This is a genomic window from Acidovorax kalamii, assembly GCF_002245625.1.
GTDB lineage: Bacteria > Pseudomonadota > Gammaproteobacteria > Burkholderiales > Burkholderiaceae_C > Acidovorax > Acidovorax kalamii.
Genome location: NZ_NOIG01000014.1, coordinates 62,166 through 76,441 on the forward strand (window position 1 = coordinate 62,166; position 14,276 = coordinate 76,441).

The window sequence follows — 14,276 nt, forward strand, 5'->3', positions numbered from 1 at the left end:
GGGCATGCAGCGCATGACATGGGGCATTGCACTGCGCCTGGGGGTGCTGCTGGCCTCGTTCAGCGTGTTTGCGGCCATCCTGGCGGGCTACTACACCTTTGACTCGAGCCGCGACCGTCTGCAGGGGCGGGCCGAACGTGCGCTGATGGCCACCACGCAGGTGCTGGCGCGCCACATGCAGGCCGGGTTCGGCACGGTCGCGCGCGATACGTCCTTTCTGGCCAGCGTGGCAGCGCAGGAGCCTGACCGGAACCGCCTCGCCGAGATCTTCCGCGCCAGCCTGGCCGCGCACCCCAGCTACCTGCAGATCCGTTTCATCAGCGCCTGGGACTACGGTCTGGAGCTGGTGCGCATCGACCGCCAGGGTGGGGTGCCCGTGCGGATTGCCGACGAAGCGCTGCAGGAGAAGGCCCATTTCCCCTTTGTGTTCGAAGCCCTGGCGCTGTCGGCGGGGGAGGTCTATGTGTCCGAATTCGGCATCAACCACGAGGGCTCCCCGGGCGAGGAAGCGGTGCCGGTGTTCAACATGGCTTCGCCCGTGGTGCAGGGCGGCAAGGTGCAGGGGGTGGTGGTGGTGCGCGTGGCGGCCGAGCCGTTCTTGCGCAACTTCGATGCCGCGCTGCCAACGCCCTATGGTTTTTACCTCAGCAACCGCTGGGGCGACTTCCTGGTGCACCCCGATGCCACCCAGACCTTTGGCTTTGACCGGGGCCAGCGCATCCTGATCCAGGACAGCTTTGCGCCGGTGGCGGCGCTGGTCGAGGGGCGTGCCCAGGAGGCCGTGCTCAGCCGGCCCGGCTCCGACGACGACGAGGCGCGCGTGTTCTCGTTTGTGCGCATGCCCTTTGGCGGCGAGGAGGAAGGGCGCTTCATGGTGGTGGGCCTATCGCAGCCCCTGGCTGCCGTGCAGGGCGAGGTGCTGGACCTGGGCCGCAGCATCCTCAAGATCCTGCTGGTGCTCAGCCTGGTGGGCGTGGTGCTGGCGGCGGGCGTGTCGCGGGTGGTCACGCAGCCGCTGCAGGCCATGGTGGCGGCCGCGCAGGCGTTCTCGAAGGGGCTGGCGCATGGTGCGCTGCCTGTGCACCGCAAGGACGAGGTGGGCGAGCTGGCCCGCAGCTTCCACGACATGGAGCAGCAGATCAGCCGCCAGATCACCGAGTTGAACGCCAGCCGCGACGCCATGGCCCACCTGGCGCACCACGATGCACTCACCGGCCTGCCCAACCGCCGCATGTTCGAGCAGCGCCTGGCGCAGGCGCTCGAACTCTCGCGCCGCAGCGGCCGCGACTGCGCCCTGCTGTTTGTGGACCTGGACGACTTCAAGGCCATCAACGACACGCGCGGCCACGCCGTGGGTGACCTGGTGCTGCAGGCCGTGGCCCGCGTCATCCTGGGCGCCGTGCGGCAGGCCGACACCGTGGCCCGGCTGGCGGGCGACGAGTTCACCGTGCTGTGTGAAAACGTGGACTCGGAAGAAGCCGCGCTGCAGATCGTGGCCAAGCTGGAGCAGGCCTTTGCGCCACCGCTGGACATCGAGGGCCAGCCCTTCCCGGTGCGTGCCAGCATCGGCGTGAGCCTGTTCCCGCGCGACGCCCAGGACGCGCACACGCTGCTGGCCAGCGCCGACGCGGCCATGTACCGTGTCAAGCAAAGCCACCGCCGCAGCGTTTGAGTTAGCGCCCTGGCGCTGGCTCTGCGCATGGTGTTGCCTTCGTGTCAGCCTGCGGCGCTAGGCTGTGTCCTGTTCACCTTCTCGCACCCGCCCATGACCTCCATCTTCGACCAGCACCTGCCCCGCAATGAAGCCAACTTTGCCGCCCTGTCGCCCCTGTCGTTCATCGAACGCACGGCCGAGGTCTACCCCGACCGCCTGGCCATCGTGCACGGCGCGCTGCGCCAGAGCTGGGCCCAGACCTACGCGCGCTGTCGCCAGCTGGCCAGCGCGCTGACCCAGGCTGGCATCGGCAAGAACGACACCGTGGCCGTGATGCTGCCCAACACGCCCCCGATGGTGGAGGCGCACTTTGGCGTGCCCATGGCGGGCGCCGTGCTCAACACCCTCAACACCCGGCTGGACCCCGAAGCCATCGCCTTCATGCTGGACCACGGCGAGGCCAAGGCCGTGATCGTGGACCCGGAATTCAGCGGCACCATGGCCAAAGCGCTGGCCCTGCGCACCGCCACCACGCCCATCAGCGTGATCGAGGTGCAGGACGCGCTCTACGGCCCCGCCGTGCAAAGCCTGGACGGCACTGACTACGAAGCCTTTGTGGCCAGCGGCGACGCGACCTTTGCCTGGAGCTTGCCCGCTGACGAGTGGGATGCGATTGCGCTCAACTACACCTCAGGCACCACCGGCAACCCCAAAGGCGTGGTCTACCACCACCGGGGCGCGGCCACCAACGCCATCAGCAACGTGCTGGAGTGGGACATGCCCAAGCACGCGGTGTACCTGTGGACCTTGCCCATGTTCCACTGCAACGGCTGGTGCTTTCCGTGGACCATTGCGGCGCGTGCGGGCGTCAACGTGTGCCTGCGCCGTGTGGACGCGCAGGCTATCTTCGATGCCATCCGCAACCACGGCGTCACGCACTACTGCGGCGCGCCCATCGTGCATGGCCTGCTGGTCAAAGCGCCTGACGCGATGAAGGCGGGCGTCCCCGCTGGCGTCAAGGCCATGGTGGCGGGCGCTGCGCCACCGGCGTCGATGATCGAAGGCATGGAAAAGATGGGCTTCGACCTGACCCACGTGTACGGCCTGACTGAGGTCTACGGCCCGGCCACCGTGTGCGCCAAACACGAGGCCTGGGACGGGCTCGACATTGGCGAGCGCGCCCGCCTCAACGCCCGCCAGGGCGTGCGCTACCACCTGGAGCGCGACGTGCGCGTGCTGAACCCCGAGACCATGTTGCCCGTGCCGCAGGACGGCGAAACCATGGGCGAGATCATGTTCAAGGGCAACATCGCCATGAAGGGCTACCTCAAGAACCCCAAGGCCACCGACGAGGCCTTTGCAGGCGGCTGGTTCCACAGCGGCGACCTGGCCGTGCAGTACCCCGACGGCTACATCAAGATCAAGGACCGCAGCAAGGACATCATCATCTCGGGCGGTGAGAACATCTCGTCCATCGAGGTCGAAGACGTGCTCTACCGCCACCCCGATGTGCTGGCCGCCGCCGTGGTGGCCAAGCCCGACCCCAAGTGGGGCGAGACGCCCTGCGCGTTTGTGGAGCTGAAAACCGGTGCGCAGACCACGCCCGAGGACATCGTGGCGCACTGCAAGAAGCACCTGGCGGGCTTCAAGGTGCCGCGTGCCGTGGTGTTTGGCGAGCTGCCCAAGACCAGCACCGGCAAGATCCAGAAGTTCGAGCTGCGCAAGTTGGCCGGGTCGGCAGCGGCGATTGATGTCTGAGCCTGCGCAGCGCTTCAGCCAAAGCCGCAGGCCAAGGTCTGTCGCCCGCCATCCAGGTGGTATTCGGACTTCCAGTAGTGCCGGTCTTCGATGGCGTTGAAAGTCATACCCGGCGCCAGCGGGTAGGCCGTGGCGAAGGGGCGGCGCAGGATGATGAGCAGCTCGCAATGGGGCGGCCAGTCCGCGACCTCATCAATGGCATTGCCCCGCGCCAGTTCGGCGTTGAGGATCGTGCGCAGCGGAGCGGCCAGCGCGGCGGGGATGGGTGGGCGGCTCATGCCGGGGGCTGGCAGGCCGCCAGCGAGGGTGCCGACGGCGGGGTTGCTGCGCCTGCCAGCAGCCGCTGCAATGCCTGCACCTGCCACTGGTGCTCTGGCTCAAAGGTCGAGCGGTCTTGCACTGCGTAACCCCCATAGGCGTACACCGTGGCATAGGCCGCGTAGTTGGCAGCCTCCAGTGCCCGGCCAGCCAGGGCATTCGCCACGGCATAGGTGGCCGACACGGCGGCGTGGGCCGACCCGTCCAGCGATTGCGAACCCCTGTGGTGCGAAGCCACCGCTTTCAGCCGCTCTGCTGCATCGGCCAGCGTGGCTGCGTCCACCATGCCTGCCGTGAATGCAGCCAGCGTGTCCAGGCCCGCGATGGCTTCCGGATCTTCCAGCAGGTGGCGCACGCGCTGCACACAAGCCAGGCCAAAGGCCAGGCGCAGCGGGGTCTGGGCATCGCTGGCCAGCCCGCAGTCGGCAGCCAGTTGGGTGAGGGCAGCGTTCATGGCGTGCATCCTTCTCGGCGGCAGAGGAATGAATTTGCTATCAATTGGATAGCTGATTGCGCTCTATTGACGGGCGGCAGGGCCTGATTTTGCTTGAATCTTGGTGTTGCAGGCGGCGCCGCCCATTGTGGCAACCCATGGGGTGCGCGTCGAGCCGGGCTATGCGGCAACACCGTCCAGCCAGTCCCGTGGCGACACCCCCAGCTTCTGCGCGAACACCCGCGACAGCGCTGAAGGGTTGGCATAGCCCAGCTCGTTGGCAATCGACTTCAGCGACCGGCCGCCGCGCAAATGTGCCTGCGCCAACGTCAGCCGCCAGTGCGCCAGGTAGTCGGCCGGGGTCTCGCCCACCACGGCCTTGAAACGGGCGGCGAACGCGCTGCGCGACAGGCCTGCCTGCTGCGCCATCTGCTCCAGGCTCCAGGCCTGGCCGGGCGCCTCGTGCAGGGCCGTGAGGGTGCGCGACAGGTGCGGGTCGGCCAGGCCGGTCAGCAAGCCCGGCGGCATCTGCGCCTGCTGCGGGTGGTCTAGCAGCCAGCGCAGCAGCTGCAGCAGCACCACTTCAAACAAGCGGTCGGCCAGCACGCGGTGGCCGCAGCGCAGGTGGTCGGTTTCGGCAAACAGCAGGTCCAGCGACTGCTGCAGCCCGTCCACCGCGCCCAGCGGCAGCAGCACCAGCGGGGGCAGGGCGCGGGCCAGCGGGTGGCTTGCGCCGCCGTCAAAGTCCAGCGCGGCGCAGGTGAAGTCCGAGCCCTCGGTGGGCGCGTTGTGAAAAAAGTGCTCCAGCGGCCGCGCATAGAACAGCAGGCTGGGCTCGCACACCTCCAGCCGCTCGGGCGGGCCCGCCTGGGGCTGGTGCGTGACCACCATCTCGCCCCGGCGCAGCACATGCAAAAAGCCCCGGCCCGGCGCCGCCGCAAAGTGCGTCACGCCACACAGCGGCCCGTGGTGGAACAGGTGCGCTCGCACCCGAAACCGCTCCAGCAGCGGCGACAGGCGATCCAGCGGCGCGGGGCTTGGTGAGGGCTGTGGGTGGTCTGTGGGCATGCGATTTGGATGAATTGGTATGAATGATGGATTTTTTGTGGCCAATAGTACGCCTTGGCGCAAGACACTGCAGGGGTGCTGTGCATCCGCAGTACCCGGCGCCCTAGTGCCGGATCTCCAACGTTTCACCACCTGCAAGGAAATCACCATGTCCGACCATTTCTCCACCGCCCGCGTTTCTTTGGTAGACCGCACCGCCGCCAGCGGCCCGGCACGTGCGCTGCTGGACCAGATCCACGGCGCCTTTGGCACCACGCCCAACATGTTTCGCGCTGTCGCCAACTCGCCCGCCGCGCTGCAAAGCATGTGGGCTGCCTTTGGCGCGCTGGGCGGCGGCGTGGTGGGCGCGGCCCTGGGCGAGCAGATCGCCGTGGCCGTGGCCAACCGCAATGCCTGCGATTACTGCCTGGCCGCCCACACCGCGCTGGGCCGCAAGGCGGGCGTGAGCGGCGAGGCGCTGGCCGCGGCGCAGTCGGGCGAATCTGCCGACCCGCGCACCGCCGCCGTGCTGCGCTTTGCGCTGCAGCTCGTCAACCAGCGCGGCCAGGTCGATGCCGCCGATGTGCAGGCGCTGCGCGACCAGGGGTTGAGCGATGAGCACATCGTTGAGATCGTGGCCCATGTGGCGCTGAACCTGTTCACCAACTATGTGAATGTGGCGCTGGCCGTTCCGGTGGATTTCCCCGGCGTCAAGCTGCGGCCGGGGCGTTGACCGGCGGGGCCCGGGTCTCCTGCCACTGGCAACAGGCGCCCGCGTGGCAGGTGGCAGATGCGCTGTTGTGGCCCCTGTCACGCTGGCAGACCACAATGTCGTTGGACCACGCGGCAGACCCGCCGCGCCCCGGCCAGCCCTGCCATCCCAACGAAAGACGCCACCTCCATGACCGAGGCCCCCGCACCGACCGACCCCCACGCCATCGACACTTTGCAGCGCCTGGAGGCGCTGCTCGGCCAGCCCAGCGACGCATCGCTCAGCAAAGAGGTGCCGTACATCCACCCCGCCTACCGCGCCATGATCGAAGCCGCGCCCTTTGCGGTGCTGGCCACCACCGGCCCGGGCGGGCTGGATGCCTCGCCGCGTGGCGACCCGCCCGGTTTTGTGCAGCTGCTGGACGACAAAACCCTGCTGCTGCCCGAGCGGCGTGGCAACAACCGCGCCGACAGCCTGCGCAACATCGTGGCCGACCCGCGTGTGGCGCTGCTGTTCCTCATCCCCGGCGTGGGCGAAACCCTGCGCGTGAATGGCCGCGCACGCATCAGCGTCGCGCCCGATCTGCTTGCGCGCTTCGTGGTCAACGGCCAGCCGCCCAAGTGCGTGATCGTGGTCGATGTGGAGACCGTCTTCTTCCAGTGCGCCCGGGCCATCCAGCGCTCGCGCCTGTGGAGCACCGTGCCCCCCGGCACCCCGCGCCCCGTGCCCACACCGGGCGCCATCCTTGCGGCCATCACGCTGGGCCAGTTTGATGGCGCCACCTACGACCGCGACCTGCCTGCGCGCCAGCAGGCTACGTTGTATTGAGCCTTGCGCGGCCCCGCTGCAGTGGCCTCGCTGCCTGCGCACACAATGGCACCAGGGCGCTGCCAGCACAGCGTGCAACCAACGCAGGGGGGAGAGGCATGGATTCCGTTTTGTTGATCGTGGCGGTCGGCGCCGTCGCCGCAGGCTTTGTGCAAGGCCTGTCGGGTTTTGGCTTTGGCATGGTCGCCATGTCGTTCTGGGCCTGGAGCCTGGAGCCGCGCCTAGCGGCGGTGCTCACGGTGTGTGGCGCACTCACCGGCCAGCTGGTGGCCGCCGCCACCGTGCGCCGGGGCTTTGACCGCGTGCGCCTGCTGCCCTTTGTGCTGGGCGGCCTGGCGGGCATCCCCCTCGGCGTGGCCGTGCTGCCCCGCCTGGACATGGACGCGTTCAAGCTGGTGCTGGGCACCCTGCTCGTGCTGTGGTGCCCCGCCATGCTCATGGCCAAACAACTCCCCCGCATCACCCGGGGCGGCCGTGTGGCCGATGCGGTGGTGGGTTTGGCGGGTGGCGTGATGGGCGGCCTGGGCGGCTTCACCGGTGTGCTGCCCACCCTGTGGTGCACCCTGCGCGGGCTCGACAAGGATGTGCAGCGCGCCATCATCCAGAACTTCAACCTGGCCATGCTGCTGGTGACCTTTGCCACCTACCTCGCCACCGGCCTGGTCACCCGCGAAGCCCTGCCCCTGCTGGCCATCGTCGTGCCCTCCATGCTGGTACCCACGCTGCTGGGCACCCGGCTGTACCACGGCATCAGCGAGGCCCGGTTCCGGCAGATTGTGCTGGGCATGCTGACGCTGTCGGGCGTGGCGATGCTGGTGGCCAGCGTCCCCAGGGTGCTCATGTATCGATAGCGGAAAGCGCTTTTCAGATGCGCGCTGGAGGCCTTTTTTTGTTGGCTTCTTGGTATTGCCATCCTTTCATCGACCAAGTGCGGATGCGCCGCTACATTTCGGGGGCATGGAGCACAAAGATGACACCACGCGGCCGCCGGACGCGGACGACCGTCTTGAAGCCGGGGCGCCGCGCCGCCGCTATCGGCTCGCCACGCCGCTGAGCCTGGCGATTGCGCTGGGCTGCATCGCGGCCGTTGCGGGCCTGTGGCTGGTCACGCTGCAGCGTGTGGCGTTCGAGCGCGAGCAGGCCGTTGCTTCGGCCATGCAGTCCAACGCCAACCTGGCCATTGCCTTCGAGCAGCAGGTGGTCCGCACCCTCAAGGCGGCTGAGCAGGTGGCGGCCTTTGTGCGCGAGCAGTACCTGCAGCAGGGCACCGACATCAACCTGCGCGACTGGGTGGCGCGCGGCGTGATCCGTGAGCCCATGTTCACCATCATCAGCGTGGTCAACGAGCAGGGCGACATCGTCAGCAGCAGCCAGGAGACCGGGGCCGTCAACTACAGCGACCGCGCTTTTTTCCAGGCGCTGCGGCGCAGCGAGCGCGACGAGCTGTTCGTGAGCGAACCCGTGCTGGGCCGTGTGTCGGGGCAGTGGCGCATTCCGATGGCGCTGCGCATCGTGAGGGAGGGGGGGCGCTTTGGCGGCGTGGTGGTGATGTCGGTGGACCCGACGAATTTCACGGACTTTTACCGGCAGGCCGACCTGGGCGCCCAGGGGCTGCTGGAGCTGACCGGGCTGGATGGCGTGGTGCGGGGCCGCAAGTCTGGCGGCAAGGTGAGCTTTGGCGCCGACGCGCGCAGCCTGCCCTGGTTCCAGCGCCAGGCGGCAGCGCCCGAGGACGATCTGATCGACGCCCACGGTGCGGTGGACGGTGTGCCGCGCATCCTCAGCTACCGCAGCATGGCGGGCCATCCGCTGATGGTGACCGTGGGCTCGGCCTCCAGCGAAGTGCTGGAACCCGTGATGCAGCGGCGTGCGGGCTACCTGGCCCTGGCTGCGGGCGCGAGCGTGGCGCTGCTGTGTTTTGGCGCGCTGCTCATCGTGGTGCTGGCGCGCCAGCGGGCCGTGGCCGATGCGCTCGCGTCCAGCGAGGGGCTGTTCCGCGCCACCTTCCACCAGGCGGCCACGGGCATTGCCCACATCACGCCCGAGGGCCGCATCCTGCGGGCCAACGACAAGTTCTGCCGCATGCTGGGTTATTCGCTGCAGGAGCTGCGCCAGCGCGACCTGTTTGCGCTGAGCGATGAGGGCGAGCGCGAAGCCGTGCGCCGCTTTCTGGCGCAGCGCCTGGTGGCGCACTCGCCCGTGTTGTCGCCCGAGATGGAGAAGGCCTACCGGCGCAAGGATGGCGGCCTGTTGTGGGTGTATGAGGCCCTGGGCCTGGTCAAGGATGCGCAGGGCCGTCCGGACTTTCTGGTGGTGGTGACGCAGGACATCAGCGCGCACAAGGAGCTGGAGATGCGCCTGTCGCACGACGCGCTGCACGACGCGCTCACCGGCCTGCCCAACCGCGTAATGTTCAACGACCGCTTTGCGCGTGTGCTCGAATCGGCCCGCCGCTACGGACGGCGTGCCGCCGTGCTCTATGTGGACCTCGACGGCTTCAAGTCCGTCAACGACCAGTGGGGCCACGCAGCGGGCGACCAGCTGCTACAGCAGGTCGCCCGGCGGCTGGAGGACTGCGTGCGCGCCGAAGACACCGTGGCGCGGCTGGGTGGGGACGAGTTCGGCATCGTGCTGGCGGCCATCGACCAGGTGGAGGACTGCGAGGTTGTGGCGGACAAGGTGCTGTCCGCGATGGCGCAGCCTTTTGTGCTGGACAGTGCGGTTGCACAGGTGTCGGCCAGCGTGGGGGCGGGGCTGTACCCGCGCCACGGCAGCGATGCCGATGCGCTGCTGGCGCAGGCCGATGCCGCGATGTATGCCGCCAAGCAGGCGGGCAAGAACCGCTTCAGCACCGACACAGCGCCCAGCCCGCTGGCCGAGTGAAGCGCAGGCCCACCGGGTGGGCACCACCGGCTGGCGTTGGGTTTTCTCTTGTTGCAATCGCTCCTGATTCAGGAGCGGAAAGCGCTTTGTATACGGGCGCTGGAGGCCTTTTTCATCCACATCACCGTGTCATGATCGGAAAGTCGCGCGCTGGCTTGTCCAGCAGCGCCATCAGCTGCCGCAGGGCCTGGGCGTCGCCTTCGATGCGCAGCGCGCCGGCGGTGGCCAGCTCCTGCGGCGTGGCCTGGCCGTTCATCAGGCGCAGGAAGGCGGGCTTGGTGAGCACCAGCGTGGCGGCGGCGGGCCAGGGCGGTGTGCCCGGGCGGTGGTGCAGCACCGCATTCTCGATCCACAGGCCGTGGTTTTCCTGCGCGTCGGTGAAGCGCAGCGCCACGGCCAGGCGCAGGCCGTCGGCGCGCGGGCCGTTGAGCGAGGCGGCCATTGCGTCCAGAAACTGCGGGATGGGCGTTTGCATGAGCATGTCGGCCACGGCAGAGCGCGGGGCCGACGCGTTGCGTGGGGCTGGGCCCTGGCGCAGCTCCTGCGCGCCGGTGAGGTAGAAGTTGCGCCAGGGCGCAGATTCAGCGGCGTAGCCCATTTGCTCGAAGCTGCGCGCCATCAGGTCTTTGGCCGCTGCGTTGTTGCTGTCCGCCAGCAGCACATGGCGCAGCAATTCAGCGGCCCAGCGGTAGTCGCCCGCGTTGTAGGCCTGACGCGCGGCGGCCACCGCAGCGTCTGCACCGCCCGCCAGGGCCACGTAGCGGCGTGCGGCCTCCACGGGCGGCAGCGGGTCGAGCGTGGCGGGGTGCGCGTCGAACCAGCCCAGATAGAACTGGGCCACCGCGCGCACGTTGTGCTTGACGGTGCCGTAGTACCCGCGCGACGCCCATTGCGCCGCGAGCGTGGAGGGCAGTTGCACGGCTTCGGCGATCTCACCGGGGGTCAGCCCGGCGTTGAGCAGGCGCACCGTCTGGTCGTGCAGGTAGCGGTAGGTGTCGCGCTGCGTCGTCATGAAGGTGTCGATGCGCTCGCGGCCCCACACCGGCCAGCCATGCTGCAGGAAGACCACATCCGCACGGCTTGCGTGCGCAATGGCGCCATCGATGTAGCGCGACCACGCCAGCGCATCGCGCACCTTGGCGCCGCGCAGGGTGTAGAGGTTGTGCAGCGTCTGCGAGACCAGCTCGGCCGCGCCGAATGCACGCAGGTCGGGCAGCTCGAAGACCATCTCGGCCGGGGCTTCGGAGCCGGGCACGTTGTGGAAAACGAAGCGCACGCCGTCAATGTCGAGCGCCTGTGTGGGCTGGTCGATGAGCACCGTGGGCGGCAGGATGCCGATGCGCCCGGCCGCCACTGCCATGCCCAGACCGTTGTCCACCACGCCGCGCGCATCGCGTGGCAGCTGGCTGCCATACATGAAGCCCGCGCGGCGCGACATGGCGGGGCCGAGCAGCACGTTCTCGCTGGTGGCCTCTTCCATGAAACCCACGGGCGCCACGATGGGCACGCCGCGCGCCTGGGCGTCCTGCGCGGTCAGCACGCCCAGGGCGCCGCCGAAGTGGTCCACATGGCTGTGCGTGAACACCAGACCCGACACCGGCTGTGCGCCCAGGTGCTGGCGCGCGAACGCGAGGGCGGCGGCCGCCGTCTCCTGCGTGGTGAGCGGGTCCACCACGATCCAGCCTGTGCGGCCCTGGATGAGCGTGAGGTTGGCCAGGTCAAACCCGCGCAGCTGCCAGATGCCCTCGTGCACCTGGTACAGGCCGGGCGTCTGGTTCAGGCGCGCCTGGCGCCACAGGCTGGGGTGGACGGTGGGCGGCGCCTCGCCCTGCGCAAACCGCAGCGCGTCGAAGTCCCACACCACCTGGCCCTGGGCGTTGCGCACCTGGCCGCTGGGTGTGGCAATCAGGCCTCGGCGAGCGTCCTCGAAGCTGGCGGGCGCATTCACGTCCAGCGTGCCCAGGGATGCGGCCTGGCGCGCACGCGTAGCGGCGGTTGCGTCCTGCCGGACGTCGGCCACCTGGGCAAAGGTTGCAGGGGCCAGGCCCAGCCAAAGCGGCAGGGTGAGAGCCGCGCACAGGGAGAGGGTTCGCATGGAGAAGCTAACTGTTTGAGAATTAAAAATGGCCCCATCGCCTGATGGATGTGCGCTGACAGCTATCAAAATTGAAGCGGATCATCTGGTGGCGCATGCCCGGCGCCGTCACATCGGTTCGAGCTTGATGCGCTTCATCATGGCTTCGGTGAAGCTGATTTCCCTGCCGAAGGCACGTGTGAAGGTCTCACTGTCTTGCGGGTGGACCATGCCGCCTTGCTCTTCGAGCGCTGCCACCACGGCGGGCTGGCGCAGGGCGGCTTCGAATGCGGAGCGCACGCGCGAGACGATGGCATCGGGTGTGCCGGTGGGCACGGAGACGCCGCCCCACGACGTCAGCTCCACCCCCGGCAGCCCCGCCTCGGCCAGCGTGGGCACGGTGGGCAGCTTGGGGTTGCGCGCGGGTCCCGTCACGGCCAGCGGGCGCAGCTTGCCCGCCACGATGTTGGAGTACGCCACGGCGGTGATGGGTGCGCCAAAGGTGACCTGCTGGCCCAGCACCGCGTTGACGATTTCCGACGCGCCCTTGTACGGCACATGCGTGGCCTGCGCCTGGCTCACGCTGAGCACCATCTCCACCCCCAGGTGCGAGGGCGTTCCGACGCCGCCCGAGGCGTAGTCCAGTTTGCCGGGCTGCGCACGCATGCGCGCGAGCAGGTCGGCCAGGGTGCGGATGTCGCTTTGCGCGTTGACGATGACCACCGTGTCCGAACTGGTGAGCCCGATCACATGGCGAAAGTCCTTGAGTGCGTCGTAGCCCGGCTGCTTGTACATGCGCATGCTGGCCGCCATGGGCGACCCGGCGTAGACCCAGGTGTAGCCGTCCGGCGCCGCCTTGGCCGCCTGGCGTGCACCCAGGTTGCCGCCTGCACCCCCCTTGTTCTCGATGACCACGGGCTGGCCCAGCTCCTTCGACACGGCCTCGGCCACGATGCGGGCCGTGGTGTCCGGGCCCGTGCCCGCGAGGTAGGGCACGACCCACTTGATGGGGCGCGCAGGCCATGCCTCGGTGGCCAGCGCGGGGGCGCCGGCCAGCAGCGGCAGCAAGCCCGCGGCGATCAGTGCGCGGCGGCGCAGGTGGGGGATGGGTTGCTTGGTCATGTCTTGTCTCCTTGTCATTTTCTATGAGGGTTGTTTTGGCGCGTGGTGGGCGGCGTAGCCGCTCAGGGGGATGCCAAAAGCTCTTTCGCGATGGTGTTGCGCTGGATCTCGCTCGTGCCGGTGAGCACGCGGTACATGCGCAGCATGCGAAACAGGAACTCCACGCGACGGCCTTGCACGATGCCCTCGCCGCCGTGGATCTGCACCGCGCGGTCGGCGATGCGGAAGGCCGCCTCCGAGCAGAACAGCTTGGCCATGGACGATTCGGCGCGCGGCTCGGCGCCTGCATCAATCGCGCGGGCCGTGGCCAGCATCAGCCCGCGCGCGGCGGCCCAGTCGGTCGCCATGTCGGCCAGCATGTGCTGGATGGCCTGGAACTGGCCGATGGCACGGCCGAACTGGTGGCGCTGCTGCGCGTAGTCGCGTGCATCGCGCAGGGTCACCTGCGCCAGGCCCAGCATGGCCGGGCAGTGCAGCAAGCGGTTCACGCTGATGCGGCCCAGCGCCAGCGCCAGGCCGCGCCCGGGCTCGCCGATCAGGTTGGCGGCGGGCACGCGCGCTCCGTCCAGCACGATGTTGCCCGTGCTGGTCTGTCCGGCCATGGTCTTGTAGCCCGACTCCACACGCACGCCGGGTGCATGCAAGTCCACAAAGAAGGCCGTGACCTCGCGCTTTTTCGGGTCGGGGTCGTCGTGTGTGGCGGTGGACGCCATCAGGACCGCGTAGTCGGCAAACGGCGAGCCCGAGATGAAGCGCTTGGTACCCGTGATCACGTAGTCGTCGCCATCGCGCACGGCCCGTGTCTGTACGTTGCCAGCGTCCGATCCAGCCTCGGCCTCGGTCAGCGCGAAGCAGATGGCCATCTCGGCCCGCGCCACCGGCAGGATGAACTGCTGCATCTGGTGCGGTGTGGCCATGCGCGCCAGCGCGCCCACGCGCGGCGGGCCACTCAGCTCGCCAAACACATGGGGGGCGAATGGCGAGCCGCTGGCGTAGATGGCTTCCTTGACCAGCACATGGTCCAGCGTGGGCAGGCCCAGGCCGCCCATCTTCTGCGGCAGCGTCATGCCGTAAAAGCCCAGCGCGTGCGAGCGCTTCCACACCTGCTGCAGCAAGGCCCTGTCGGGCGCGTTCTCGTGGTCGATGCCATGCTCGCGCGCCAGCGCGGCCAGCTCGCCATACAGAAACTCGTTGATGCGGGCGATCAGTTCGGCCGCCTGTGGCGAGCCTTCAAAAGGCATGCCGGGAAACAGCGGCGCGGGGAGGGGGGACGTAATGTCGTTGTTCATGGTCGGTATTCCTTGTGGTTGGCGGCTACCTGCTGCCGCTGGAAACTGGCGCGCCCCGGGCCAGGGACGCCGAGCAAGGGCCGCCCCGCAGCGAGGGCGTCGTCCCCCTTCCCGCAGCGCGAAGCGCTAAGAGAGAAGGGGGAAGCGGCAAAGCCGCT

12 protein-coding genes are annotated in these 14,276 nt (G+C 68.7%); 6 read left to right on the forward strand and 6 right to left on the reverse strand.

Going from position 1 to position 14,276, the window contains the following annotated elements:
• Positions 1-4 precede the first annotated feature (4 nt).
• Together CBY09_RS22265 and CBY09_RS22270 are read left to right on the forward strand one after the other, a co-directional pair.
• Entirely contained in the window at positions 5-1,672 is a 1,668-nt protein-coding gene (locus CBY09_RS22265; RefSeq protein WP_240515818.1) for a GGDEF domain-containing protein, read from the forward strand.
• A gap of 93 nt (positions 1,673-1,765) precedes the next feature.
• Complete coding sequence (locus CBY09_RS22270; protein ID WP_094291762.1) at positions 1,766-3,412, forward strand: acyl-CoA synthetase; 1,647 nt, start codon at positions 1,766-1,768, stop codon at positions 3,410-3,412.
• Positions 3,413-3,426: 14 nt separating this feature from the next.
• Here the strand turns inward: CBY09_RS22270 and CBY09_RS22275 are convergent, their stop codons facing one another.
• From CBY09_RS22275 to CBY09_RS22285, 3 genes are all read right to left on the reverse strand, one after another.
• Positions 3,427-3,690, reverse strand: a complete 264-nt coding sequence (locus tag CBY09_RS22275; protein WP_094291763.1) for a hypothetical protein — start codon at positions 3,688-3,690, stop codon at positions 3,427-3,429.
• Positions 3,687-4,184 carry a hypothetical protein gene (locus CBY09_RS22280; protein ID WP_094291804.1) on the reverse strand — a complete coding sequence of 166 codons (498 nt, stop codon included), beginning with the start codon at positions 4,182-4,184 and terminating at the stop codon, positions 3,687-3,689. The genes CBY09_RS22275 and CBY09_RS22280 overlap by 4 nt, the downstream gene beginning before the upstream one ends.
• Positions 4,185-4,343: 159 nt before the next feature.
• A complete protein-coding gene (locus CBY09_RS22285; protein WP_094291764.1) occupies positions 4,344-5,231 on the reverse strand; it encodes a helix-turn-helix transcriptional regulator in 888 nt (295 codons plus the stop codon).
• 148 nt (positions 5,232-5,379) lie between these two features.
• Here CBY09_RS22285 and CBY09_RS22290 point away from each other — a divergent pair, with 148 nt between their 5' ends.
• From CBY09_RS22290 to CBY09_RS22305, 4 genes are all read left to right on the forward strand, one after another.
• Complete coding sequence (locus CBY09_RS22290) at positions 5,380-5,943, forward strand: carboxymuconolactone decarboxylase family protein (protein ID WP_094291805.1); 564 nt, start codon at positions 5,380-5,382, stop codon at positions 5,941-5,943.
• Between the two features lie 168 nt (positions 5,944-6,111).
• The gene (locus CBY09_RS22295; protein ID WP_094291765.1) at positions 6,112-6,750 is read left to right on the forward strand and encodes a pyridoxamine 5'-phosphate oxidase family protein; all 639 of its coding nucleotides are present in this window, start codon (positions 6,112-6,114) and stop codon (positions 6,748-6,750) included.
• Between the two features lie 98 nt (positions 6,751-6,848).
• Positions 6,849-7,601 (forward strand): sulfite exporter TauE/SafE family protein, encoded by a 753-nt coding sequence (locus tag CBY09_RS22300; protein ID WP_094291766.1) that lies wholly within the window; start codon positions 6,849-6,851, stop codon positions 7,599-7,601.
• A gap of 106 nt (positions 7,602-7,707) precedes the next feature.
• Positions 7,708-9,633: a sensor domain-containing diguanylate cyclase gene (locus tag CBY09_RS22305; protein ID WP_094291767.1), complete on the forward strand. Its 1,926-nt coding sequence runs from the start codon at positions 7,708-7,710 to the stop codon at positions 9,631-9,633.
• A gap of 121 nt (positions 9,634-9,754) precedes the next feature.
• On the opposite strand, the gene CBY09_RS22310 is transcribed toward CBY09_RS22305, so the two are convergent.
• From CBY09_RS22310 to CBY09_RS22320, 3 genes are all read right to left on the reverse strand, one after another.
• Positions 9,755-11,728, reverse strand: a complete 1,974-nt coding sequence (locus CBY09_RS22310; protein WP_094291768.1) for an alkyl/aryl-sulfatase — start codon at positions 11,726-11,728, stop codon at positions 9,755-9,757.
• A gap of 108 nt (positions 11,729-11,836) precedes the next feature.
• Complete coding sequence (locus tag CBY09_RS22315) at positions 11,837-12,829, reverse strand: Bug family tripartite tricarboxylate transporter substrate binding protein (protein ID WP_205734200.1); 993 nt, start codon at positions 12,827-12,829, stop codon at positions 11,837-11,839.
• 62 nt (positions 12,830-12,891) lie between these two features.
• The gene (locus CBY09_RS22320; RefSeq protein WP_094291770.1) at positions 12,892-14,118 is read right to left on the reverse strand and encodes an acyl-CoA dehydrogenase family protein; all 1,227 of its coding nucleotides are present in this window, start codon (positions 14,116-14,118) and stop codon (positions 12,892-12,894) included.
• Between the last annotated feature and the right edge of the window lie 158 nt (positions 14,119-14,276).